The organism is Streptomyces sp. NPDC057543 (assembly GCF_042801895.1).
GTDB lineage: Bacteria > Actinomycetota > Actinomycetes > Streptomycetales > Streptomycetaceae > Streptomyces.
The window spans coordinates 14,615-35,283 of record NZ_JBHVFF010000002.1; the positions used below are offsets into that span (position 1 = coordinate 14,615).

20 protein-coding genes and 1 pseudogene are annotated in these 20,669 nt (G+C 69.4%); 13 read left to right on the forward strand and 8 right to left on the reverse strand.

The annotated features are described in order from the left end of the window. Nucleotides 1-17: 17 nt before the first annotated feature. Nucleotides 18-1,670 (forward strand): amidohydrolase, encoded by a 1,653-nt coding sequence (locus tag ACFU8Q_RS00635; RefSeq protein WP_384446269.1) that lies wholly within the window; start codon nucleotides 18-20, stop codon nucleotides 1,668-1,670. 114 nt (nucleotides 1,671-1,784) lie between these two features. After that, nucleotides 1,785-2,015 carry a hypothetical protein gene (locus tag ACFU8Q_RS00640; protein WP_384446271.1) on the forward strand — a complete coding sequence of 77 codons (231 nt, stop codon included), beginning with the start codon at nucleotides 1,785-1,787 and terminating at the stop codon, nucleotides 2,013-2,015. Between the two features lie 258 nt (nucleotides 2,016-2,273). Here the strand turns inward: ACFU8Q_RS00640 and ACFU8Q_RS00645 are convergent, their stop codons facing one another. Beyond that, nucleotides 2,274-3,584 (reverse strand): PP2C family protein-serine/threonine phosphatase, encoded by a 1,311-nt coding sequence (locus tag ACFU8Q_RS00645; protein ID WP_384446401.1) that lies wholly within the window; start codon nucleotides 3,582-3,584, stop codon nucleotides 2,274-2,276. 383 nt (nucleotides 3,585-3,967) lie between these two features. On the opposite strand from ACFU8Q_RS00645, the gene ACFU8Q_RS00650 reads away from it, so the two are divergent. Then, a complete protein-coding gene (locus tag ACFU8Q_RS00650; protein ID WP_384446273.1) occupies nucleotides 3,968-4,402 on the forward strand; it encodes a transposase in 435 nt (144 codons plus the stop codon). A gap of 49 nt (nucleotides 4,403-4,451) precedes the next feature. Here the strand turns inward: ACFU8Q_RS00650 and ACFU8Q_RS00655 are convergent, their stop codons facing one another. Together ACFU8Q_RS00655 and ACFU8Q_RS00660 are read right to left on the reverse strand one after the other, a co-directional pair. Beyond that, entirely contained in the window at nucleotides 4,452-5,216 is a 765-nt protein-coding gene (locus ACFU8Q_RS00655; RefSeq protein ID WP_384446274.1) for a GNAT family N-acetyltransferase, read from the reverse strand. Between the two features lie 139 nt (nucleotides 5,217-5,355). Continuing rightward, nucleotides 5,356-5,817 carry a hypothetical protein gene (locus tag ACFU8Q_RS00660; RefSeq protein WP_384446276.1) on the reverse strand — a complete coding sequence of 154 codons (462 nt, stop codon included), beginning with the start codon at nucleotides 5,815-5,817 and terminating at the stop codon, nucleotides 5,356-5,358. Between the two features lie 215 nt (nucleotides 5,818-6,032). Between ACFU8Q_RS00660 and ACFU8Q_RS00665 the strand changes: the two genes are divergently transcribed. Next, nucleotides 6,033-6,821 carry a hypothetical protein gene (locus ACFU8Q_RS00665; RefSeq protein ID WP_384446278.1) on the forward strand — a complete coding sequence of 263 codons (789 nt, stop codon included), beginning with the start codon at nucleotides 6,033-6,035 and terminating at the stop codon, nucleotides 6,819-6,821. A 141-nt stretch (nucleotides 6,822-6,962) separates the two neighbouring features. On the opposite strand, the gene ACFU8Q_RS00670 is transcribed toward ACFU8Q_RS00665, so the two are convergent. Further along, nucleotides 6,963-7,943, reverse strand: coding sequence for an aldo/keto reductase (locus tag ACFU8Q_RS00670; protein WP_384446279.1), 981 nt, complete (start codon nucleotides 7,941-7,943; stop codon nucleotides 6,963-6,965). Between the two features lie 91 nt (nucleotides 7,944-8,034). Here ACFU8Q_RS00670 and ACFU8Q_RS00675 point away from each other — a divergent pair, with 91 nt between their 5' ends. The 4 genes from ACFU8Q_RS00675 to ACFU8Q_RS00690 all read left to right on the forward strand — a co-directional run bounded on the left by ACFU8Q_RS00675 (nucleotide 8,035) and on the right by ACFU8Q_RS00690 (nucleotide 10,990). After that, on the forward strand, nucleotides 8,035-8,211 hold the full coding sequence (locus tag ACFU8Q_RS00675; protein WP_384446281.1) for a hypothetical protein: 177 nt from the start codon (nucleotides 8,035-8,037) through the stop codon (nucleotides 8,209-8,211). Nucleotides 8,212-8,312: 101 nt separating this feature from the next. Next, nucleotides 8,313-9,008 (forward strand): esterase/lipase family protein, encoded by a 696-nt coding sequence (locus tag ACFU8Q_RS00680; protein WP_384446283.1) that lies wholly within the window; start codon nucleotides 8,313-8,315, stop codon nucleotides 9,006-9,008. Nucleotides 9,009-9,331: 323 nt separating this feature from the next. Continuing rightward, nucleotides 9,332-9,805: a carboxymuconolactone decarboxylase family protein gene (locus ACFU8Q_RS00685; protein WP_384446285.1), complete on the forward strand. Its 474-nt coding sequence runs from the start codon at nucleotides 9,332-9,334 to the stop codon at nucleotides 9,803-9,805. A 261-nt stretch (nucleotides 9,806-10,066) separates the two neighbouring features. Next, nucleotides 10,067-10,990 carry an RNA polymerase sigma-70 factor gene (locus tag ACFU8Q_RS00690; RefSeq protein ID WP_384446287.1) on the forward strand — a complete coding sequence of 308 codons (924 nt, stop codon included), beginning with the start codon at nucleotides 10,067-10,069 and terminating at the stop codon, nucleotides 10,988-10,990. A 73-nt stretch (nucleotides 10,991-11,063) separates the two neighbouring features. Here ACFU8Q_RS00690 and ACFU8Q_RS00695 read toward each other — a convergent pair. Beyond that, nucleotides 11,064-11,383: pseudogene (locus ACFU8Q_RS00695) on the reverse strand (IS5/IS1182 family transposase); the annotation flags it as partial. 249 nt (nucleotides 11,384-11,632) lie between these two features. Here ACFU8Q_RS00695 and ACFU8Q_RS00700 point away from each other — a divergent pair. From ACFU8Q_RS00700 to ACFU8Q_RS00715, 4 genes are all read left to right on the forward strand, one after another. Then, nucleotides 11,633-12,742, forward strand: a complete 1,110-nt coding sequence (locus tag ACFU8Q_RS00700) for an alpha/beta hydrolase (protein ID WP_384446289.1) — start codon at nucleotides 11,633-11,635, stop codon at nucleotides 12,740-12,742. Between the two features lie 200 nt (nucleotides 12,743-12,942). After that, nucleotides 12,943-14,181: a sensor histidine kinase gene (locus ACFU8Q_RS00705; RefSeq protein WP_384446291.1), complete on the forward strand. Its 1,239-nt coding sequence runs from the start codon at nucleotides 12,943-12,945 to the stop codon at nucleotides 14,179-14,181. Further along, a complete protein-coding gene (locus ACFU8Q_RS00710) occupies nucleotides 14,153-14,848 on the forward strand; it encodes a response regulator (RefSeq protein WP_384446293.1) in 696 nt (231 codons plus the stop codon). The genes ACFU8Q_RS00705 and ACFU8Q_RS00710 overlap by 29 nt, the downstream gene beginning before the upstream one ends. Before the next feature lie 146 nt (nucleotides 14,849-14,994). After that, on the forward strand, nucleotides 14,995-15,372 hold the full coding sequence (locus tag ACFU8Q_RS00715) for a zf-HC2 domain-containing protein (protein WP_384446295.1): 378 nt from the start codon (nucleotides 14,995-14,997) through the stop codon (nucleotides 15,370-15,372). Between the two features lie 242 nt (nucleotides 15,373-15,614). On the opposite strand, the gene ACFU8Q_RS00720 is transcribed toward ACFU8Q_RS00715, so the two are convergent. From ACFU8Q_RS00720 to ACFU8Q_RS00730, 3 genes are all read right to left on the reverse strand, one after another. Next, a complete protein-coding gene (locus ACFU8Q_RS00720) occupies nucleotides 15,615-16,721 on the reverse strand; it encodes a C45 family autoproteolytic acyltransferase/hydolase (protein WP_384446296.1) in 1,107 nt (368 codons plus the stop codon). Continuing rightward, nucleotides 16,718-18,349, reverse strand: coding sequence for an amidohydrolase (locus tag ACFU8Q_RS00725; protein WP_384446298.1), 1,632 nt, complete (start codon nucleotides 18,347-18,349; stop codon nucleotides 16,718-16,720). The genes ACFU8Q_RS00720 and ACFU8Q_RS00725 overlap by 4 nt, the downstream gene beginning before the upstream one ends. A gap of 106 nt (nucleotides 18,350-18,455) precedes the next feature. Continuing rightward, nucleotides 18,456-19,889 (reverse strand): purine-cytosine permease family protein, encoded by a 1,434-nt coding sequence (locus tag ACFU8Q_RS00730; RefSeq protein WP_384446299.1) that lies wholly within the window; start codon nucleotides 19,887-19,889, stop codon nucleotides 18,456-18,458. Between the two features lie 87 nt (nucleotides 19,890-19,976). Here ACFU8Q_RS00730 and ACFU8Q_RS00735 point away from each other — a divergent pair, with 87 nt between their 5' ends. Further along, the gene (locus tag ACFU8Q_RS00735) at nucleotides 19,977-20,609 is read left to right on the forward strand and encodes a TetR/AcrR family transcriptional regulator (protein ID WP_384446301.1); all 633 of its coding nucleotides are present in this window, start codon (nucleotides 19,977-19,979) and stop codon (nucleotides 20,607-20,609) included. The last annotated feature ends 60 nt before the right edge of the window (nucleotides 20,610-20,669 follow it).

Consider the following 20,669-nt stretch of genomic DNA (forward strand, 5'->3'; position numbering starts at 1 on the left):
ATCAGGAGTTGCCTCACATGGCCATCGCCGCTCACCCCGCCCACCTCGTCCTGCGCAACGCCCGTATCCATACTGTCGACCCGGTGCTGCCCGAGGCACAGGCCATGGCAGTGGTCGACGGCCGTATCGCCTGGCTCGGCTCCGACAAGGACGCACAGGGGTGGACGGGGCCCGACACACGGGTGATCGATGCCGGCGGGAAGCTGGTCCTTCCCGGTTTCATCGATGCCCACAACCATGTCCGGCTGGGCTCGGACGATGCCTGCGTCCAGCTGTCCGGCGCCCGTACACTTGACGAAATCCACGCCCGCATCCATGCCTGGCGCACGGCCCACCCCGACGCGGAGTGGATCGAGGCGGAAGCCTTCGATTACTCGGCCATCCCGGGGGGTCGGATGCCGGCCGCCGGCGACCTCGACCAGGTCACCGGCGATGTGCCCGCCTTCGTGTTGAGCTACGACGTGCACACCGCCTGGGTGAACACCGCGGCGATGCGCCGGCTCGGCATCGACCGCGACCACATCCGTCCGCCCTTCGGTGAAGCCGCCATCGACCCGGCCACAGGCGAACCCACCGGTTTCATCACGGACTTCGCCGTTAAGGGCCTCTCCCGTGACGGCCACCGGGCCCTGCAGAAGCTGGGCCTGCCATGGGCCTCGCCCGACCGGCAGTACGGACGCCTCACCAAGTCCCTGGACGATGCCATCGGCTTCGGCATCACCACAGTGGTCGAGCCCCAGAACTCGCTCGACGACCTGGCCCTCTTCGAACGCGCACGCGCCGAAGGGCGGCTCCGGTCCCGGATCGTCGCGGCCCTCTTCCACCCGCGCGGCACCACGGCCTCCGACCTCGACGACTTCGCCGCCGCCGCGCGCCGGTACGCCGACGACCGGCTGCGGGTCGGACCGCTCAAGCTCTACATCGACGACGTCGTCGAGCCGCGTACCGCAGCCCTCCTCGAACCCTACGCCGGCTGCCGTCACCACCGCGGAGACACCTTCTACCCGCCTGAGGAGTTCGCGAGCCTGCTGACGAGGCTGGACGCCCGCGGCTTCCAGTGCTTCGTCCACGCGACCGGCGACAGGGGGATCCGTACCGTCCTCGACGCCGTCGAGCACGCCCGTGACGCCAACGGGCCGCGGGACGCCCGCCACCAGGTCGTCCACGTCGAGTGCCTCGACCCCGACGACACACCGCGCTTCGCCGCACTGGGCGTGGTTGCGTGCATGCAGCCCCGTCACAGCGCCCCGGAAGTAGCGGGACCCGGCAAGGACTGGGCGGAGAACATCGGCGCCGATCGCTGGCACAAGGCATGGCCCCTGCGCAGCCTGCACACGGCCGGGGCGGTGCTGGCGCTCTCCAGCGACTGGAACGTGGCCGAGATGGACCCGATGGTCGGCATCTACACCGCCGTCACCCGGCGCCCCCTGGGCGGCGGTGAGCCCTGGATGCCGCAGGAGACGATCAGCGTGGAGGACGCCGTCCACGGATACACGATGGGTTCGGCGTACGCCAACTTCCTTGAATACGAACGCGGTTCGCTGACGGTCGGCAAAGCCGCCGACTTCGTGGTCCTGTCCCGTGACATCCTGCGCGCAGCACCGGAGGACATCCCCGGCACCGTGGCGGAGACCGTAGTGGTCGCAGGCCTTGTCGAGCACGGCGGCTGACCGCGGATGACGTCGCGCAGCGCCATGTGCCGTAACGGTGGCAGCAACACCTTTAGAATGCTGGTGACTTGGACGGGTGTCGGCGGCAGGCGCAGTGAACCATGCCCGCCGGCCATGGCGTTGGCGAGGGCGTGCGAGACCACCGACGACCACAGCGAGCCGACGACCTCGACCGTGCGCGCCACACTGGCGGTGCCTCGAGGTGCCCGCGGCACCTACCGAGTGGGCCTGGCCCTGCCCGACCCGCGCTTCCCCGGGGCCGCCGACGCGGTGCGCTGTGCGAATGCGACGGTCGACTGGGTGAGCGGCGTCAACATCGTGGCCGGCGTACGGATCGGTCGCTGACCGCGGTACGCCGGGCGATCGCAACGTTCACCCGACGGGGAGTGGCGACCACCGCGTCGCCACGCATGACCCAAGTCCGGTCGGCAGGCGTCGGATCCCGAGGCCTGCTGCACCGCTGTCGCAGCTCTCGCAGGGCCCTGGCCTTGCATTCCTGCTCGCCAGTGAATGGTGGTGGTCCACGATGGCGTACGGCTCGTTCCGGGCCTGTGAGAATGCGTAAGGGCCGACTGCGGGCGGAGTGGTCGCGGTCTTGAGGTGTCATGAGCGGGCGTAGCCCGTGAGGGGTGGGGTGCGCAGGGCGATGACCGCTATGTCGTCGTGGCCGTCGCTGGGGTGGTGGTCGGCGAGTGCCCGGCACAGCTCCTCCGGGGGTCGGCCCGCGTGCTGGGAGGCGGTGACCGCCAGTGCGTCCAGGCCCTGGTCCAGCGGCTGGCCGGGGGATTCCACCAGGCCGTCGGTGTAGAGGATGACGGTGCTGTCGACGGGCAGCACCTGGCAGTGGTCGGGACGAGGCAGCTCGGTCGCAACCCCGAGGGGAACCCCGGGATCGGTGTCCAGGTAGCGCACGCGGCCGTCGGGTAGCAGCAACAGCGGCGGCGGGTGTCCGGCGCTGCTCCAGTGCAGCCGCCAGCCGCCGTCGGCGGGTTCCAGGCGGGCTACCAGGACGGTGGTGATGGGGGCGTCGCCCCAAGCGTCCATAATGCGGTCGAGCCTGGTGAGGACGGTGCTGGGCGCGGTGCGCCCGTCGTGGCACAGGGCCCGCAGCATGCTGCGGATCTGCGACATGTTCGCCGCGGCCCGCAGGTCGTGCCCGATAACATCCCCGATCAGCACCGCGCAGGCGCCGTCGGGCAGCAGCACGGCGTCGTACCAGTCCCCGCCCAGTGCGGCGGGGGCGCTGGCGGGGCGGTAGACCGCTCCCGCCGTAAAGGGGTGCAGGTCCGGCAGATGGGGCAGCAGCAGCCGCTGGAACTGTTCGGCGCTGTGGCGGACCTGCTGGTAGAGACGGGCGTTCTCGATGGCCACCCCGGCTGTGCCGGCGAGTGCCAGGATCACGCCCTCGTCGTGCCGGTCGAAGGGCCGCCCGTCCTTGCGTTCGGAGAGGTAGAGGTTGCCGTAGATCCGTCCGCGTACGCTGATGGCGACGCCGAGCAGGGAGTGCATGGACGGGTGGCCGGGCGGAAAGCCGGCCGATTCCGGGTGCGTGGCGATGTCCTTCACCCGCAGCGGCTCGGGGTGGTGGATCAGGTGGCCCAGCAGGCCCCGCCCGCGGGGGAGCTCGACTCCTTCCAGGTGCGCCAGCTCATTCGCTGTGAGTCCTAGCGGGATGAACTCGGCCAGGAACCTGCCCTCCTCGTCGAGCACTCCCATGGCGCCGTAGCGGGCGCCCGCCAGGTCCATCGCGGTGCTGACGATGCGGCGCAGGACCGCGGCCAGTTCCAGTTCGCCGGTGATGCTCAGCACAGCCTGAAGCAACCCCTGAAGGGTGCCCTGAGCGCGAGCCAAGGCGTGCAGTTGTTCGCCGATGCGGTCGAGGTCAGAGCTGAGCGGCAGGTTGAGCAGAGACATGTAGGACGCCCCGGCCGGTGTCTCCTCCCGGGCGGCGTCCCGGTCCTGCGGGGCGTCGTCATCCCGGCCTCCCGGTTCCTGCCGGTCCTCCGCCATCGCCACCGCCTCGCTTCCGCGTCCACTCCGGGTATCCCCGTTCCTCATCTGAACCGCGGACCAGCCCCACCGGCCATCGACTGGCCGCACAGTGTCCGCAGACACCCATTCGGCGCAGATGCCTCCCCCGCCGGGCTCAGCGCTCCTGGCTCACCGGTCTTGAAGCCGAGGAGCATCGACCGAAGGGTCTGACGAACTCATTCGCTCCCCCTGGCGGCCGTATCACCGTCGAGCCCGACGACCACGGCCTCGGTCGCTCGCGCGGCGGCCTGACGACCAAGCTGCACTTGGCCGTCGAGCAGGGGCAATGGCCCATGTCCATCGTGATCAACGCCGGACAGCACGGCGACTGCCCTCAGCTCGAGTTCGTTTTGAAGAAGGTCCGTGTCGCGCGCCCGGGTTCGGGGCGTCCGCGGACCCGGCCCGACCGGCTCCGCGCCGACAAAGCGCATGCGTCCCGAAAGAACCGCGCCTACCTGTGCCGACGCGGTATCCGCTGCACCATCCCGGACAAGGCCGACCGGGCCCGCAACCGCAGGAATCTCGGCTCGCGTGGTGGCCGGCCGCCCAAGTTCGACGCCGAGGACTACAAGGCTCGGCACGCGGTCGAGTGTGGCCTTGATCGCCTCAAAAGGCACCGCGCTGTGGCCACGGGATACGACAGGCTCGCGGTCCGCTACGAGGCCACTGTCCTCGTAGCGGCCATCAACGAGTGGCTGTGACCAGCACCGTCAGGAAACGCGGGCGGAGGGCCAGTGGAGTTTAGGTCGTTCAGGGGTTGATGGTGTGTTCGGTGAACTGGCCACAGGAGCGGAACCCCAGGCGGCGGTAGACGGGCTCGCCGTCGGCTGACGCCTGCAAGACCGCGATGCGGTGATCTCGGTCGCGGGCCGTGCGGAGTGCCGCGAGCGTGATGGCACCGCCGTAGCCACGTCGGCGGTGGGCGGCCAGGGTGGAGATGTTGTAGATGCCGGCGACCCCCGCGTGATGAAACACTTCAGCCGAACAGACCGGACGGCTCTCCACGTAGCCGACCAGGTACCGGGCCGGGCAGTGCGCGGCCAGTGCCTGCGGGGCGGCCTGGGCGAAGAAGCGGCGGACGGTGTCGGCAGGCGGGTCCCAGTTCGCGGCGAGAACCGTGGCGTAGTCGGCAAGCTGTTCGGGTGTGGCCACCGTCTGGATGTCCAGTCCTTGGGCGGCGGGCAGTGGCAGGGTGTCGTCCAGCTCGGCCCACATGGCCGTCTCGCGTTCGGACGCCGACAGACCGGCCGCCGTCAGCCGGGCGGTGAGGTCCAGTGGTGTCGAGGCAGGCCCCACCCACCAGGAGAAACGGCGTCCGGTGCGAGCCAGCGTCCGAGCGGTCTCGGTGATACGTGCCGGGGCGGTGGCAGCGGTGAAGCGGGCCGCGGCAACGATGTTGAAAGTGTCGTCGTCCAGGCCACTGTCGGCGACCAGGAGGTCACCAGCCTCTGTGACGGCCGCACCAGTCATGCTCCGATGCAGGTGACAAGCATGTTCCGCCAGGTTCCGTTCCATCCTGTCCATCAAGTCGGCTTCATTGAGGAAATGATCATTCATAGCGATTGATCCCAGCATCACCGGGCGAAGATCGCACGCGAGTTTGGGTTGTCCGCCGACAGTGTCGCGCCGGCGACCAGCACATTCGATACACGGCCTAGCTGTGCATCGCGGTGCTGTAGACGTACAGGGCGATCACACCGGCGACACAGGCGAGGATCACCCATGAACCGAAACTGGTGTGTTTCCCAGTGCCTTTGGGTCGCGTGGCCTTCCCGGAGTGCTTGGACCGCCCGGGCGCTGCCCGTCGCGGCACGCCCGGCGCCGCATCGGCCGCCGCCTCGGCGAGCAGGCGACGGCAGGTCGCGGCAAGCACGCCTGTACCGGCGGAGAGGGGCACCACGGCCTCCGAACGCGCCGGAGCGGTGGTGCCGCCGTCCAGGATGCGCCCCGCGCGTACGAGGACCTCGTCCCGGCCGCCCGCCGGAGCGAGGCTGATCCACCGCCGTACATGCTCACCCCGGATGACCACACCGCCGGACCGCTCCCGGTACACGGTGTGTTCCCGCCACAAGATCTCCGCCAACTCTCCGGCGACGTCTCTCAGTTGTGCGCTCACAACCCCTCCCCCTCCGCCTCGCGGCGAATCGAACAAGCATCGCACTCTAGCGGTAGGCGCAGAGCGGGGGTCCAGCAGTACCCCCAGCGGCCGTGCCCGCCCCCGGGCCAGGTCGCAGAGGCAGCCGGCGACCAGGAGGCGGCGGCCCGGCGCATCGCCGCGCGATGGGGCCGCACTACTGTCGAACAAAGCCAACCAAGTGAACAGAAGGCACGATGACACGCATCCCCGGACCGTCGCCTGAAGCGATACTCGCCGCGCTGCCCGAACTCGCTCCGTACGCACGCGACGCGGTCGTGCTGCACCCCGAGCGCGGAAAGCCGGAGGCGGGCAGCAGTTCGATCGGCGGCCCGCTGCTTTGGCCGGGCGACGAGGCGTGGCCCGAGTGCTCCTGGCCCGACGAAGAATGCCCTGCAGGCGTGCCTGCCACCCCCATGGTGCCGGTTGCCCAGATCTACCGACGCGACATACCGGGGCCCTGGTGGCCCGCCGACACCGACCTCCTGCAGATCCTTTGGTGCCCCAATGAACACTGGGATCCTCCGGCCCAGCAGGCCGACGGCAGCCCCGTGCTGGAGGTGCGCTGGCGGCGGGCCGCCGACGTGACAAGCCGGTTGACGACCCGGCCTGCGCCCTTGCGGTTCGAGGAGGACGGATACCTGCCCCAGTCATGCTCCGTCACTGCTGAGTACCTGACCGACTTCCCCTTCCGAGACGAATTGCCGCCGGAGCTTCGGCCGCGGCTGGAGGAACTGGTCCGACGGACCGGCGACGGCGGCGATGCCATTACCCGTCTCGCGGGCTGGAAACTGGGCGGCTGGCCAACCTGGCACCTGTCGCACCCCACCGTGTTTCGATGCGGAGAGTGCGGCGAGGGCATGACGCTGCTGTTCACCGTGGCCAGCGACGACGAGACAGGGGTCGTCGTCGGCAGATGGGGCGACCTGCGAATCTTCACCTGCCCCGTCGACCACCGGCACGATTTTCAGGCAGACCTGCACTGACGCGGACTCACCACCCGCGCCACCCGCCCTGACGGCGCCCCGCTCCGACCGTTCCGGCGCCGTGGGTCAGGATCTCAGTCAGCAGGACCGCCGGTCACTTGATCCGGGCGGCGCGAGCGGCACGGAACTCGGCCTGACCTCTCACTGCAGCAGCTCAGCGACCTCGGAGAGTTGGGCCTTGGACAGGGGGCCGCGCTGGAGGGCCATGGCATTCTCCTCGGCCTGGGCGACGCTACGGAAACCGGGGATCGGCACCGTCCGCGGGCTGCGTGCCCACAGCCACGCGAGGGCACCCTGTGCAAGCGTGCGGCCGTCGGCGGTGAGCACGTCCCGTACGGCATCGACGCGCGCCCTCCATTGGGGTGCGGGCACGCCGCCTTCGTCGAACCAGCGCAGCCACGCGGGCGGCAGCGAACGGATGTCGCCCGCTGAGCCTCGGTCGGGAGATGCCTGCTTTCCGGTGAGCAGGCCCATAGCGAGCGGGCTGCGCACGATGGACGCGAGTCCACGCTGCTCGCACAACGCCAGCATCTCAGGCGCATCCACCAGCACATTGCACGCGTGCTGGACGCCCGCACAGTGCTCCCCCTGCGCGAAGAGCGCCGCTCGCCCGGGATCGTCGGTACTCCAGGCGTACGTACGGATGAGCCCCTCTCGTACGAACTCCTCGCATACTTCGCGCAGTTCAGCCACCACGACCAATGGTGCGTCGCCCAGATGCAGCTGGTACACGTCAATCCAATCGGTACCCAGCCGCCGCAACGACGCGGTCAGTGCCCGGCGCGCGTATGCGGCCGTCGTGTCCTCACCGATCAGCCTGCGCGTCGCCTCGTTGAAGACATTGCCCCACTTGGTGGCGATGACCACCTCGTTCCGCCGCCCCGCGAGCGCCCGCCCCAGCACCCGCTCGCTACGGCCGGTGCCGTACACGTCCGCAGTGTCGAAGAAGGTAACCCCGAGTTCCGTCGCCCGCCGGATCGCCGCGACGGACTCCTCGTCATCCACAGTGCCCCATCCAAGGGGGTTTCCGTCGGTGTCCTGCCACTCACCGCCGATGGCCCAGCAGCCGAATCCCAGTGCACTGACCGCGATCTCGCTGTCTCCCAGCGTCCTGTTCTCCATGCCTGGGGACACTACGAGTTGGAGTGCACACGACGGCAAGGCCGACGAGTGCTCCAGAAGATCCATGGCCCGCCCGTCCTGAACAAGGTCCGTGTCCCGCGTTGTCGGCCGGGCAGGCCGCGCACCCGGCCGGATCGCGTGCGCGCCGACACGCGTACGCCTCCTCGATCGCTTCGAGGGGCACCGGGCTGTGGCCACGCGATACGACAAGCTCGCCGTCCGCTACGAAGCCGCCGTTCTCATCGCCGCCATCAACGCGTGGTTGTGAACGGCCGTGATGTGACGGCGCGTGAGCCTCTTCGAAGTGAACCGTTCTGCTGTCGGCTGACACTGGCGCTCCTGCGACGGTACGGGCGACAGGATCGTCACATGCAACCGATCTTCGTTCTCGTGCACAGTCCGTCCGTAGGTCCCTCGACGTGGCACCCTGTGGCCGAACGCCTGACGGCGGCGGGATACCAGGTACGGGTGCCATCCCTGCTGCACGTAGGCGCCGGTGCTCCGCCCTTCTGGCCCCGCATCGCCGACGCCGTCCGCGACGACCTCAGGCAGGTCTTGGCCGGCAGCCCCGTCACATTGGTGGCACACAGCAACGCAGGCTTGTTTCTCCCGGCGATCCGCTCGGGCCTCGACCATCCGGTGACCAGCTCGATCTTCGTCGATGCCGCGCTGCCGGCCCGGACCGGACCGACCCCTGTCGCCTCAACCGAATTGCTGGAGTTCCTGCGCCCAATGGCGGTGAACGGCAGGCTGCCGCGCTGGACCGACTGGTGGGACGAGGCAGACGTCGCACCCATGTTCTCCGATCCGGCGGTGCGTCAGACAGTCATCGAGGAGCAGCCCACCCTGCCGCTGTCCTACTACGAGCAGCACATCCCGGTCCCCGACGGCTGGGACGACCACCCCTGCTCCTACTTGCTGTTCGGCCCTCCGTATGAAGACCTTTCCGCCGAGGCGCGCGAACGCGGCTGGCGCGTGGCACACCTGCCCGGCGCACACCTCCATCAGATCGTCGATCCTGCCGGTACAGCCCGGCACCTCGTCGAACTAGCCAGTACGACTTGATCCACCTCCGAGTGATGTCCCGCCAGTGATATGCGATGGTCTTGTGTTGCGGCTGGTGTGATCACAGCGTCGAGCCGTCATGGACAGCCCCTTTCACCGGGCTGAGCCCGCGTACCTTCGGCAGGTTGTCGACTCGGTTGGCCGGTACGGGCGCCGACGCGCCGGGCCGGGACCGTCCCTGGAAGCTCCGTGGACGGCCAGTGATTCGACGGCCGGCGGGCGCCGACGGCGGGGAGATGCGGGTCACATTCGTCCATGTCACAGGAGGTCGGGCTACCTCGTCTCAGGGGGTGTAGCCACTGACGACCGCAGAGGAGCACACCATGGACGCGCGACTGAACTACTTCGCCGGCCCGACCGCCGGCAAGGCCCTCAAGTACTTCATGTCGGTGGGCAAGGCGCTCAAGGACTCGCCGCTGCCGGCCGCGACGCAGGAGCTTGTGGCGCTGCGTGTGAGCCAGATCAACGGCTGCGCCGCCTGCATCGACATGCACACCAAGGAGGCCGCCGCTGCCGGTGAGGCCCCGGTGCGGCTGAGCCTGGTCGCGGCGTGGCGGGAGGCCACGGTCTTCACCGCTGCCGAGCGTGCCGCGCTCGAACTGGCCGAGGAGGGGACCCGGGTCGCGGATGCGGCCCGTGGGGTCAGCGACGAGGTGTGGGCGCACGCCGTCAAGCACTACGACGAGGAGCAGCTCACTGCCCTGGTGGTCCTGGTCTCCTTCATGAACTCAGTGAATCGGCTGAACATCATCACCCAGCAGCCGGCCGGCAACTACGAGGTCGGGCAGTTCCACTGAGAGGTGGAGGACCGATGTCGGACGCCAGGAATGTGACCTCATGAACGTTGCGCTGTGGATCGGTGCCGGACTGCCGGCTGGGTCCTGCTGATGGTCGGCGAGATGATCACCACGGCCGACGCGGTGGCTCGGGCCCGGCCGCGGGCTCCGAGCTGCCGGGTTCGGGGGCGATACTCTGCCCTGCCGTCGGACGATCACCAGAAGATGCCCGCGCCGACGGGTGCGGCCGGATATGGGGCGTAACGAGAAGGGGGAGGCGGCGTGAGCAAGGCCGAGGAGTTCCAGGAACTGCGGCCGCTACTGTTTTCGATCTCATATCGGATTCTGGGCAGCGTGGGCGAGGCCGAGGACGCGGTGCAGGAGACATGGCTGCGCTTTGACGGCTCGTCGACCCGGCCCACGTCGACCAAGGCCTTCTTGTCGACCGCGGTGACACGGATCTCGATCGATGTGCTGCGCTCCGCACGGGTACGGCGGGAGGAGTACGTGGGGCCGTGGTTTCCCGAGCCGCTGCTGAGCGATCCGTATCAGGATCCGGTGCAGGCGGTGGAGCTGGCCGACTCGGTATCGATGGCGGCGCTGCTGCTGCTGGAGCGGCTCAGCCCGCTGGAGCGGGCGGTGTTCGTGCTGCGGGAGGTCTTCGCCTTCGAGTTCGACGAGGTCGCCGCGGCGGTGGGGCGTTCGGAGGCGGCATGCCGGCAACTGCTCGTGCGGGCGCGGCGGCACATGGAGGCCGGGCGGCCGCGGTTCGAAGCGGACCGGCAGGAGCGGCACGAGCTGGCGGCGCGGTTTTTCGACGCGCTGAGGAGTGGTGATGTGGGCGGGCTGCAGAATCTGCTGGCCGCCGACGTGCAACTGGCCGGGGACGGTGGCGGAAAGGCCCCGCAGCTGGCCAAGGCTGTCATGGGCGCGGAGAACGTGGCCCGGGTGCTGGGCACAGTCTTCCCCTTGATGAGCCGGATCGACGTAACGTTCGAGCCGCACGAGGTCAATGGCCAGCCCGGCGCGATCTTCCGGGACCGGGACGGCAAGGTGCTCCACACGCTGGCCCTCGATGTGCTCGACGGGCAGATTCAAACCATCCGCGCGGTGATCAACCCCGACAAGCTCGGCCACATCGGGCCGGTCGCCGACGCCTGGGCCATCGACCGCGAGGTGAAGCAGGCCCGCCGACGGACGAGCTGACCTCGGAAGTCGTGTGGACCGGCTCGTTCACCGGCAGCTCATGGCAGCGCCCGCCGGGTGGCCAGTTCGCCCATCGGGCGAGGTTGAGGTTGTGCAGATGGGCGACGCCGGGCAGGGCGTGGTGGACGCCGTCGCCGTGGAGGCGGCAGAGCGCGAGATCTTCCGGGTCTGCATGTGCGCGACGACCTGCTCGACGCGGGCCCGGACCTGCTTGTGCAGTCGGGGAGTTCTTCGTCCGCGTTGCGCGGGGGTGAGGGATGACCGGTCCCGTTCCACGGTAGCCGCCATCGGTAACTGCTTCGGACTTCCGCCTGCATCCTTCGCGCCGGACCCGGCCCAGGCCCGGCAGTCGTTGCGGTTGCCCGGAAGCGGCCGGCCGACCACGACCGTCAGGAGTTATGGACTGAGCGATTGATGTCTACCAGGACTTCCACCGCTCTGATGGCGACATTCGGAATTCCCTACGGCTTGATCGGGTCACGGCCTTGGCGTGTGGTCTGGGCGGCGGTGCTGCCTGACGTTGTGATTGGCTACGTGTATGGGTCTCAGGCGAGTGTTCCCGGTTTGTATGTGTGTGCAGCCGAGCTGTTTCAGCGGGACCGCCGGTCGGTATCCCGCCGTTCGACCGGGGGAGGGGAGGCGATGAGTGTCCGCCGTACGCCGTCGGAGTCCGGCCCTGTCCCGACACCGAAGGCAGTGCCCCCGTTCGACCCCGAACTGAGCGTTGTGCTGACTGCGTTGGGTAAGGAGTCGAGGGAGCCCATCACCCCGGGCAACCTTGAGGCCCGGCAAGAGCGGGACGTCGTCAGCCGGCCCAGGCCGACGGCCGAGGATCTCCGCGCCGACGGCCGTTTCGAGGTGGCGGAGCTCTGTGTGCCGGGACCGCCGGACGGACCGGACGTCACTCTCGTGAGCGCGCGGCCGGCCGGGCTCGTCGGGCCACTGCCCCTGCTGTACTACATGCACGGAGGCGCAATGGTCATGGGCAACGCGTGGTCCGTGCTTCCGCGAATTCTTCGCGAGTGGGCGCTCCCGCTGGAACTGGCTGTCATCTCGGTCGAGTACCGGCTGGCGCCGCGGACGCAGTACCCGGGACCACTGGAGGACTGCTACGCCGGACTCGTCTGGGCGGCGGGGCACGCGGCCGAACTGGACATCGACACGGACCGCGTCGTCATCGGCGGGAAGAGCGCCGGCGGCGGGCTCGCCGCCGCCCTCGCCCTGCTGGCCCGTGACCGCGGCGGTCCTGAGGCACTGGGGCAACTGCTGCTGTGCCCGATGCTCGACGACCGCGGCAGCACCTTCTCCAGCCATCAGATGACGGGCGTCGACCTGTGGGACTCCACCTCCAACACGACGGTGTGGAAGGCACTGCTGGGCGACCGCTACGGCGCTGCGGACCTGCCGCCCTACGCGGCTCCCTCCCGCGCCACGGATCTTTCCGGACTCCCCCCGGCCTATATCGATGTCGGGTCGGCCGAGATGTTCCGGGACGAGGACGTGGCCTACGCGAACGCGATCTGGCAGGCCGGCGGCCAGGCTGAACTGCATGTATGGCCCGGTGCTTACCACGGCTTCGACGGCTTGGCACCGCGGGCGGCCCTCAGCCAGGACGCACGCAACGCCCGTACCCGCTGGCTCCAGCGCCTCCTCGCGCAGTCCAGGACGAGGGCCCCGAGGCGTTCGACACCGCGCATGTCGCCGGAGAAACCCTCCTCCAGCTCGACGGTGTCCGGGTCGGCTCCGAGGTAGACCGGAATCACCTCGTGCCGCGGACGGAAGATCACCGAGGAGCTGTCGAACCCGAATCCCGTTCCGCCGCCTCAGCGAGGCGTTTGATGTTCGCCAACCGCCGCCCGGGGGATCTTCGCAGCGACCCACCGCGTTCCCGGGGGCACATCCTGCCGTGGCGAGACGATGCCTGATTCGGCCATCGACCCTACGGTGGGGGTATGGCGGTGATCAACGGTTGGAAACCGGGAGCACAAGCCCGGATTCGCGTGGTGGACGCGGTGGGCGCGTTCGTGCTGTTCGTGCTGTCGGTCGTGGCTGCCTCGGTCGTACCGCACGAGCGTGAGTTCTTGTTGCGTTGGCCCGCAGTGCTGGTGGCAGCCGTCGGCTGCTCCGCGCTGGTGTGGCGTCATCGTCACCCGTTCGGCGTACTGGTCGTCACCATTGGCTGCGGGGTGATCTTTCAGGCACTCGGGATTCGGGACAGCCCGCTGGTGGCCAGCCCGGTTCTGGTGTCCGTCTACAACGTGGCCGTGCGGACCGACCGGCGTACCGCCTGGACCGCGGCATCTGTCTCGGCTTCCGTTTTGATATGCGCCGCCAAGGTGTTCACCTCGAATTCGTGGCTGGACCCGGACACGGTTGCGATGCTGGCCTGGACGGCTCTGCCGGTCGCAGTCGGGGACGGGGTGCGCTCACGCCGCGCCTATGTGGCGGCCGTGGAGGAACGGGCGGAGCACGCGGAGCGCACCCGCGAGCAGGAGGCACAGCAGCGAGTGGCGGCCGAACGTGTCCGGATCGCCCGCGAACTGCACGACATCGTCGCGCATCACATCGCCTTGATCAATGCGCAGGCAGGCGTCGCCGTCCATCTGGTGGACCAGCGGCCGGATCAAATCCTCACGGCTCTGGAGGACATCCGGGACACCAGCCGCTCCGTCCTGGACGAACTACGGGTGACCGTAGGCCTGCTCCGGCAGTCCGACGATCCGGTGGCGCTGCGCGATCCGATGCCGGGCCTTGCGCAGGTGCCGGCCCTGCTGGCGTCGTTCGAACGCGCCGGGCTGGCCGTGAGCCACACCCGGTGCGGCGACACCGAACCGCTGGAGCCGGCGGTCGACCTGGCCGCGTACCGCATCGTGCAGGAGTCCTTGACCAATGTGCGCAAGCACGCCGGAGCCGACCATGCCCGGCTGTCCCTGCACTACCACCGTGAACGGCTTACGATCACCGTCGAGGACGACGGGACCGCCGGAGCGCACCATCCTCCCCCAGGGGTCGGTCACGGGCTCATCGGCATGCGTGAGCGGGCTGCCACGATCGGGGGCAGCCTGCACGCGGGACCACGCCCCGAGGGCGGATTCACCGTGACGGCCGAACTGCCGCTGCGCTCCAGCCGCCCCGGCCCGGCATGGGATCGGAGAGATGGGCATGACGATTCGCGTACTGCTTGCCGATGATCAGGCCCTGCTACGGGGCACCTTCAGAATGCTGTTCGACGCCACGGATGACATGGAGACCGTGGCGGAGGCGTCCAACGGACGCGAGGCCGTCGAGCTGGCCGGCGCAGAGCGCCCGGATGTGGTCCTGATGGACATCCGTATGCCGGAGATGGACGGCCTGGAGGCGACACAGCTCATCAGTGAGTCCGAGGACCTCGCAGGTGTGAAGGTGCTCATCCTGACGACCTTCGAGAACGACGAGCATGTCGCCGAGGCGCTGCGTGCGGGTGCGAGTGGCTTTCTCGGCAAGGGTGCGCGACCCGAGGAGCTTCTCGAAGCCGTCCGCACGGTCGCCGGCGGCGAGGCGTTGCTGTCCCCGACGGCGACACGGGCGTTGATCACTCGGTTTCTGGCCCAGCCGGATCCATGCCCCGTGGCCGTGCACGAGCGGCTGGAGTGCTTGACTCCGCGGGAGCGCGACGTCACGAGCCTCGTCGCACTGGGCCTGTCGAACGACGAGATCGCCGATCGCCTGTTCGTCAGCCCGCTGACCGCCAAGACCCACGTCAATCGGGCGATGACCAAGCTGGCGGCGCGTGACCGTGCCCAGCTCGTGGTCGTCGCCTATCAGTGCGGGCTGGTCAGTCCGTCGGCCGAGCCAAATCCTCCAGAGGTGCCCGCGTAAGCGTCTGCACGCTGTTCTGCGTGGGGTTCCAGCAGTAGTCGGGCGTACCGGATACCGCAGCCGTGGTAGTCGGGAATCACTGTGGGGGGACGACGCGCCAGGGGCCGTCGCTGGGCGAAGGTGAGACCAGGAACGGAGGTTTCGCCATGAACGAAGCCCACTGCTTGACCAAGATGTCCGTCGAGAAGCCCGTCGTCGAGGAATGCCGCAGGATCCGTGGACTACTGGCCGGATACGCACTCGAGATCCTCGCACCCGATGAGGCGAGCGCCGTGGCGGCTCACCTGGCGGCTTGCGACACGTGCCGGGACGAGCGCGACTGCCGTGCAGCTGTGCCCGCACACCTGACCCTTCTGCGTGACGCCCTGGCTAGCGGCCAGGGCCGAAACAGGCGGGCGTCCGCGGCCACCGGGGCCGATGGCGGCCAGGCATCCTCCCGTCACCGCAGGCCGGGCGGGGCCGCCCCGACGACGCAGATCACCCTGTCCCAGTGGGTCAGCAAGACCACGTCGTACGTCAGGTGAACCGACCTGGTGGAGGCGGCGACGTGCCCTGGGGCACAACGGCACCGGCCCTGACGGGTCCCTTCGCGGGCCTGGACGGGCCGGCCGCGCCGGCCGCCGTCAACGCCCTCGCGGGCCACGAAATGACGCCGGGAACCGGGCCGACAGGCTCACGGGGCAGCGCCTGGCAGACCTTGACCAACTGGGTGCGCGCGGGTTTGCGGCAGCCCGCCCATGCCGTCCACGGGCGGGCTGCGTCCGGATCAGCCGGCGGTGAGGATGCGCCAGTCGCGCGAGCCGATGTCGGCGGGTGTGCCGTCGAGGATTCTGGCGGTGCGTGTCGCTGGTTCGAGGGTGACGGTCGCCAGGCTCGCCCAGCGCTGGCCGAGCGGTTTGTCCAGGTCGGGCAGGCAGGTCACCGGCGGCTCACCGTCCCCGGTCACGAGGTGGCCCGTGAGGTCGTCGAGCGTGGCCGGCGATTGTGGACGCGTGAGACGTGCGCGGACGAAGTCGTAGCGCTCGCCCGAATCGGGCTGGTAGAGCCACGCCTTCTCGTCCGCGGCGGGGATCGGCGTCAGGAAATGGTTGGTGCGGACGAGCGTGTCGTGTTCCGGCTGCATCGAGAACACGCCGACCGGACTCAGGTCGAGGAGGACCGCGTCCGTCTCGTCGAAGAGGGCGAACGAACAGGACGACGTGAGGGGCGCGCTGCGGACGATTTCGACGGCCTCGGCCACGCTGCCCGCCTCTTCCAGGACGATCGCCGCGAGCACGTGCACCGGGATGCCGCCGATGCTGTCGCGGACGTGCCCGAGGATGTTGAAGTGGAGGGCGAGTCCGGCACTGTTGATGCCGATCTTGCCGAGGATGCCGTCCTCGGTGAGGCCGACGAAGTCGTGCCGGCCGCCGCGTACCTCCAGCGTGTGCCACAGGGCGCTCAGTTCGATGTGCCAGTCCCATGTCTGGACGCCGAACGTGCGTGGCGCCGACGCGCCGGCGCCGGTGATGCGGCGCACGATCGTGGTGCATTCGCCGGGCGGCACGGTGGCGCTGCGTGCCAGGATCTCGGTGCGCGCGTTGAGGGCGGCGACGTGCCACGGCTCGGTGCCGGACCCGAGGGCGATGCCTTCGATCTCGGCACGCGTTCCCGGGCGGAACCGTCCGATGATGTCGAGGGCGCGCTCGGCGTCCTCACGTACCTGGGCGGGGGCGATGGAGCCGAGGGCGAAGAGCCGGTCGTATGCGTCGATCGCGGCGGGGATGCCGTCGCGCAGTTGCTCGCCGCGCGCGACACCGCGGGCGTGCGGGTCGGCGTCGGCGACCTCGACGTGGCGGCGGTGTTCGGGGCGGGGGATCGACGTCGCGGTCACGAGCGTCCTTTCGCGGTGTTCGTGTGGAGCTGCACGGCACCGCCGACGATCGTCGCGAGGACGGCGTTGCCGGGCTGTGCTTCGGGGGCGAGGTCGAGTGGGTTGGCCGCGAACACGGTGAGGTCGGCGAGACAGCCGGGCGCGATCCGCCCGAGTTCGGCGGACGCGCCGGCGGCATACGCCGCGGCGGCGGTCATGCCGGTGTACGCCTCGCGCGCGGTGACTGCCTGGCCGGGCTGCACGGGCGCCGCGTCGGACTCCTCGACCGGGCGGCGCAACTGGCAGTCGGCCAGGCCGATGCGCGGATCGCCGGGGCCGATGGGCCAGTCGGAGCCGAGCGCCACGACGGCGCCGTGGTCCAGGAGATCGCGTGTACGCCAGCCGTGGGCGACGCGGTCGGGCCCGATGCGCCGCGACCAGTTGTCGGTGCCGTCGGCGCGCGTGTGCCGGGTCGCGTGCACGGGTTGGAGACTTGCCACGACGTCGAGTTCGGCGAACCTGCCCAGCAGATCGTCGGGGATGGACTCGATGTGCTCGATGCGGTGCGGGGCGCGGGCGGCCGGGCCGGCTTCCTCGATGACGTCGAGGGCGAACCGGACGGCCTGGTCGCCGATCGCATGGGTGGCGGTCGGGATGCCGCGCTCGGTGAAGAAGCGGATCGCGTCGCGGTACGCGTCGATGTCGCGCCACAGCGGCTCGCGGTTCTCGCCCTGGATGTCCGGGCGATCGAACCATGCCGTGCCGTTGTCCGCCGTACCGTCGAGCATGAACTTCGCACCCTCGACGTGCCAGCGCCGCCCGTGCCGGCCCTGGAGATCGGCGACGTGCTGCCAGACTTCCGGCGGCGAGTCGGCCGGCACCAGCGGAGAGCAGCGGATGCGCAGCGGCAGGTCCCCGTGTTCCTCGATGCGCTCGTACACCGCCTCGGAGGGGTCGGAGAAGTCGAGTGCGTGCAGGCCGGTGAGTCCGCTGCGCGCGAGCTGTTCGAGCTGGTGGCGTACGTACGAGGCGGCCGTGTCCACGGGGACTTCGGGATAGTGGTCGAAGACCAGGTCCATGGCCTGGAGTTCGACCACGAAACCGGTCGGGCGGCCGTCCGGGCCGACCTCGATCGACGAGGCGTCGGTGAACGTCTCATGGCCCGTCAGGCCGACGAGTTCCACGACGCGGGGGCTCACGACGAGAGCGTGCGCGTCGCGGGTCATCAGCGAGATCGGCCTGCCGGGGAAGCGCTCCGCGAACACGATGCCGGTCGGGTCGCCGTCGAACACGTTCACATCGAGGTCGTATCCGGTGATCCACTCGCCCGTCGCCCGTGCGTCCGCAGCCCCGGTCAGGCAAGTGAACACCTGTTCGAGGGTCGATGCGCCGGACAGGTCCACGCCGCTGCCGATCGAGATCGACCCCCACACCGGGTGCGCGTGGACATCGGTGAGGCCGGGCAGGATCGTGGCGCCCGGGAAGTCGTGTACGGCCGTTCCGGGACCCCGCAGCGGTTCGAGGCCAGGCGCGTCGCCGACGGCGATGATACGACCGCCCGCGATCGCGACCGCGTTCGCGGACGGGTCGACGGTCTCCCCGGCCAGATGTTCGATGTGGCGGGCGAGCACTATGACGTCGGCGTGCACAGGTTCCTTTTCCTTCTGTTCTGCTGCGTTCGATGTACGGGGTATAGGGGGAATGGGAATACGGGGGCGTTTCATGCGCACAGGGCTGCTCGATCGGGAGCATGCGTCAGTTGCGCGGGATGCTCCGAAGGGCGCGGGTCGTCGCCCAGTAGACGGTGGCAGCGGCGATCATGCCGGACGGGATCGCCAGGTCGACGTCGCCCAGGGCCTCGGCGACCGGGCCGGTCCAGAAGCTGGTGTTCACCCACATCGCGGACGTGAGGCCGCCGGCAACGAGTGCGAGGAATCCGGCCCAGTGGACGCCGCGGTGGTACCAGAACGGGCCGCCGCGCCGCTGCTCGAGAAGATCGGCCCCGTTGTAGCGGTTGCGCCGCAGGACCAGGTCGGTCACGGCCACGGCCATGGCCGGGCCGGTCACGACGACCACGAGCTGGAGCATGGTGTTGACGCTGGTCAGGAAGTCGAAGACCAGGATCGCGTACAGCGTCGTGATCGTGCCGAGCACACCGATGATCAGGACGGCCGGGATGCGCGCGAGACGGACGCCGACCGACTGGATGGACAGACTGGCGCTGTAGGCCGTCATGCCGTTGTTCGTCATGGTGTTGACGACGACCGCGATGACGAAGACGGGGATGAACCAGCCCGGCAGGATGCTCTCCAGCGCGGCTTCCGGGTCGCTCATGTCGAGGCTGGTGGCCGCGAGCGCGCCGACCATGGTGAAGATGGTGCTCGGCAGGTACGCGCCGAGCGCCGTCCACCCGGCGATGGCGACCGGGCTGCTGTCGCGGGGCAGGTAGCGGGCCAGGTCAGGGCTGTTGCTGTACGAGAGCGGAGTGGACGCGATGATGGTGAAACCCGTGCCGAGTGCCATGGCGAGCGCGGTCCCCTTGAGCGGCTCGGCCGGAGCGTAGGACCAGTCGGTTCCGGCGAGCACGTACCCCGTGACGACGATGAACACCACGGTCAGGAGAACGCTGAGCGCGGTGTAGAGGCGGACGATCGTCGCGTATCCGTAGATCGCGATCAGCAGCGTTCCCCCTGCGATGACGCAGATGACGGCCGCGTCCACGGCCGAGTTGTCCGGCAGGCCGAACCGCCCTGCGAGTCCGATGCCCGCGACCGAGGCGGCCGACCAGTTCAGGGCGAGGTAGGCGGCGGCTATGAGCCAGCCGGTCAGGACGAGCACGATCTTGTTCCCCACGACGCCGTACATGGCGCGAGAAATGACCGACCCGCTCGTGCCGGCGGCCGGACCGCTCGCCGCGACGACGCCCGTACAGATCCACAGCAGGTTTCCGGCGAGGATCACGCCGAAGGTCTGCGGGAGCGTGAGGCCCATGAGGATCAGCGTGGCACCGACGACGAAGCTCAGGTAGCTCACGTTCGGCGCCGCCCAGACCGCGAACAGCCGGCGCGGTCGCCCACCGCGCTCGTCCGCAGGAACCAGGTCGATACCCCTTGTTTCCACATGCCCCGTGCGCTCGGAGCCGTGTTGGTCGAGCGGGCTCGCGGAGGAGCTGGGATTCGTCGTCGTCATCGGGGCCTCTCGGGTCCGCCGGCCGTGAGCCACTATTGGGCAAATGGCCAACTGCATGTTGGGCACACATCCAATAGCGTGTCCTCCATGACGTCAAGACCTCAGCCGACACGAACCCGGAAGCTGCCCGGCGAGCGTCGCGCGGAAATCGTGCAGACCGCAGCGAGCATCGCGCTGGAAGAGGGGCTGGAGCGCATCACGCTCCGGCGCGTCGCCGACGAGCTGGGCGTCCGCCCCGGGCTCATCGGCCACTACTTCCCGGCCGCGGACAACCTCGTGAGCGAGGCGTTCTCCCACGCCGCGACGCAGGAACGCGAATCGCTCCTGCCACGGGACGAACACGGGCTTCCGCCGGACGAGCGGCTCGCGCGCTTCCTCGTGCGCCTCACCGACGGCGAATACCGCGACCTCAGCCGACTGTGGCTCAACGCGCGGCACGTCAGCAGATTCAAGACGGGGCTGCGCGCGGCGGTGAGCGCGCAGGAGTCCGAGACGCGTACCGCCCTCGTGGACCTCATCGAGGAAGGCCGTCGCACCGGGGACTTCACGACCGACGACGCACTCGGAGCGGCCCTGTACATCCTGGTCACCGTCGACGGTCTCGGTGCGTACGCCAACGACGACACACAGGTGGACCATCCGGTGCTCGAAGACATGGCCATCGCAACGGCCGAACGTCTGCTCGGCCTCACGAGAGGCACCCTCCGTACCCGCGCCTGACACACCCGGACCGGGTCCGGGCCCCGAGCGCCCCCGACCACCCTTCGTGGCCTGCTGCGC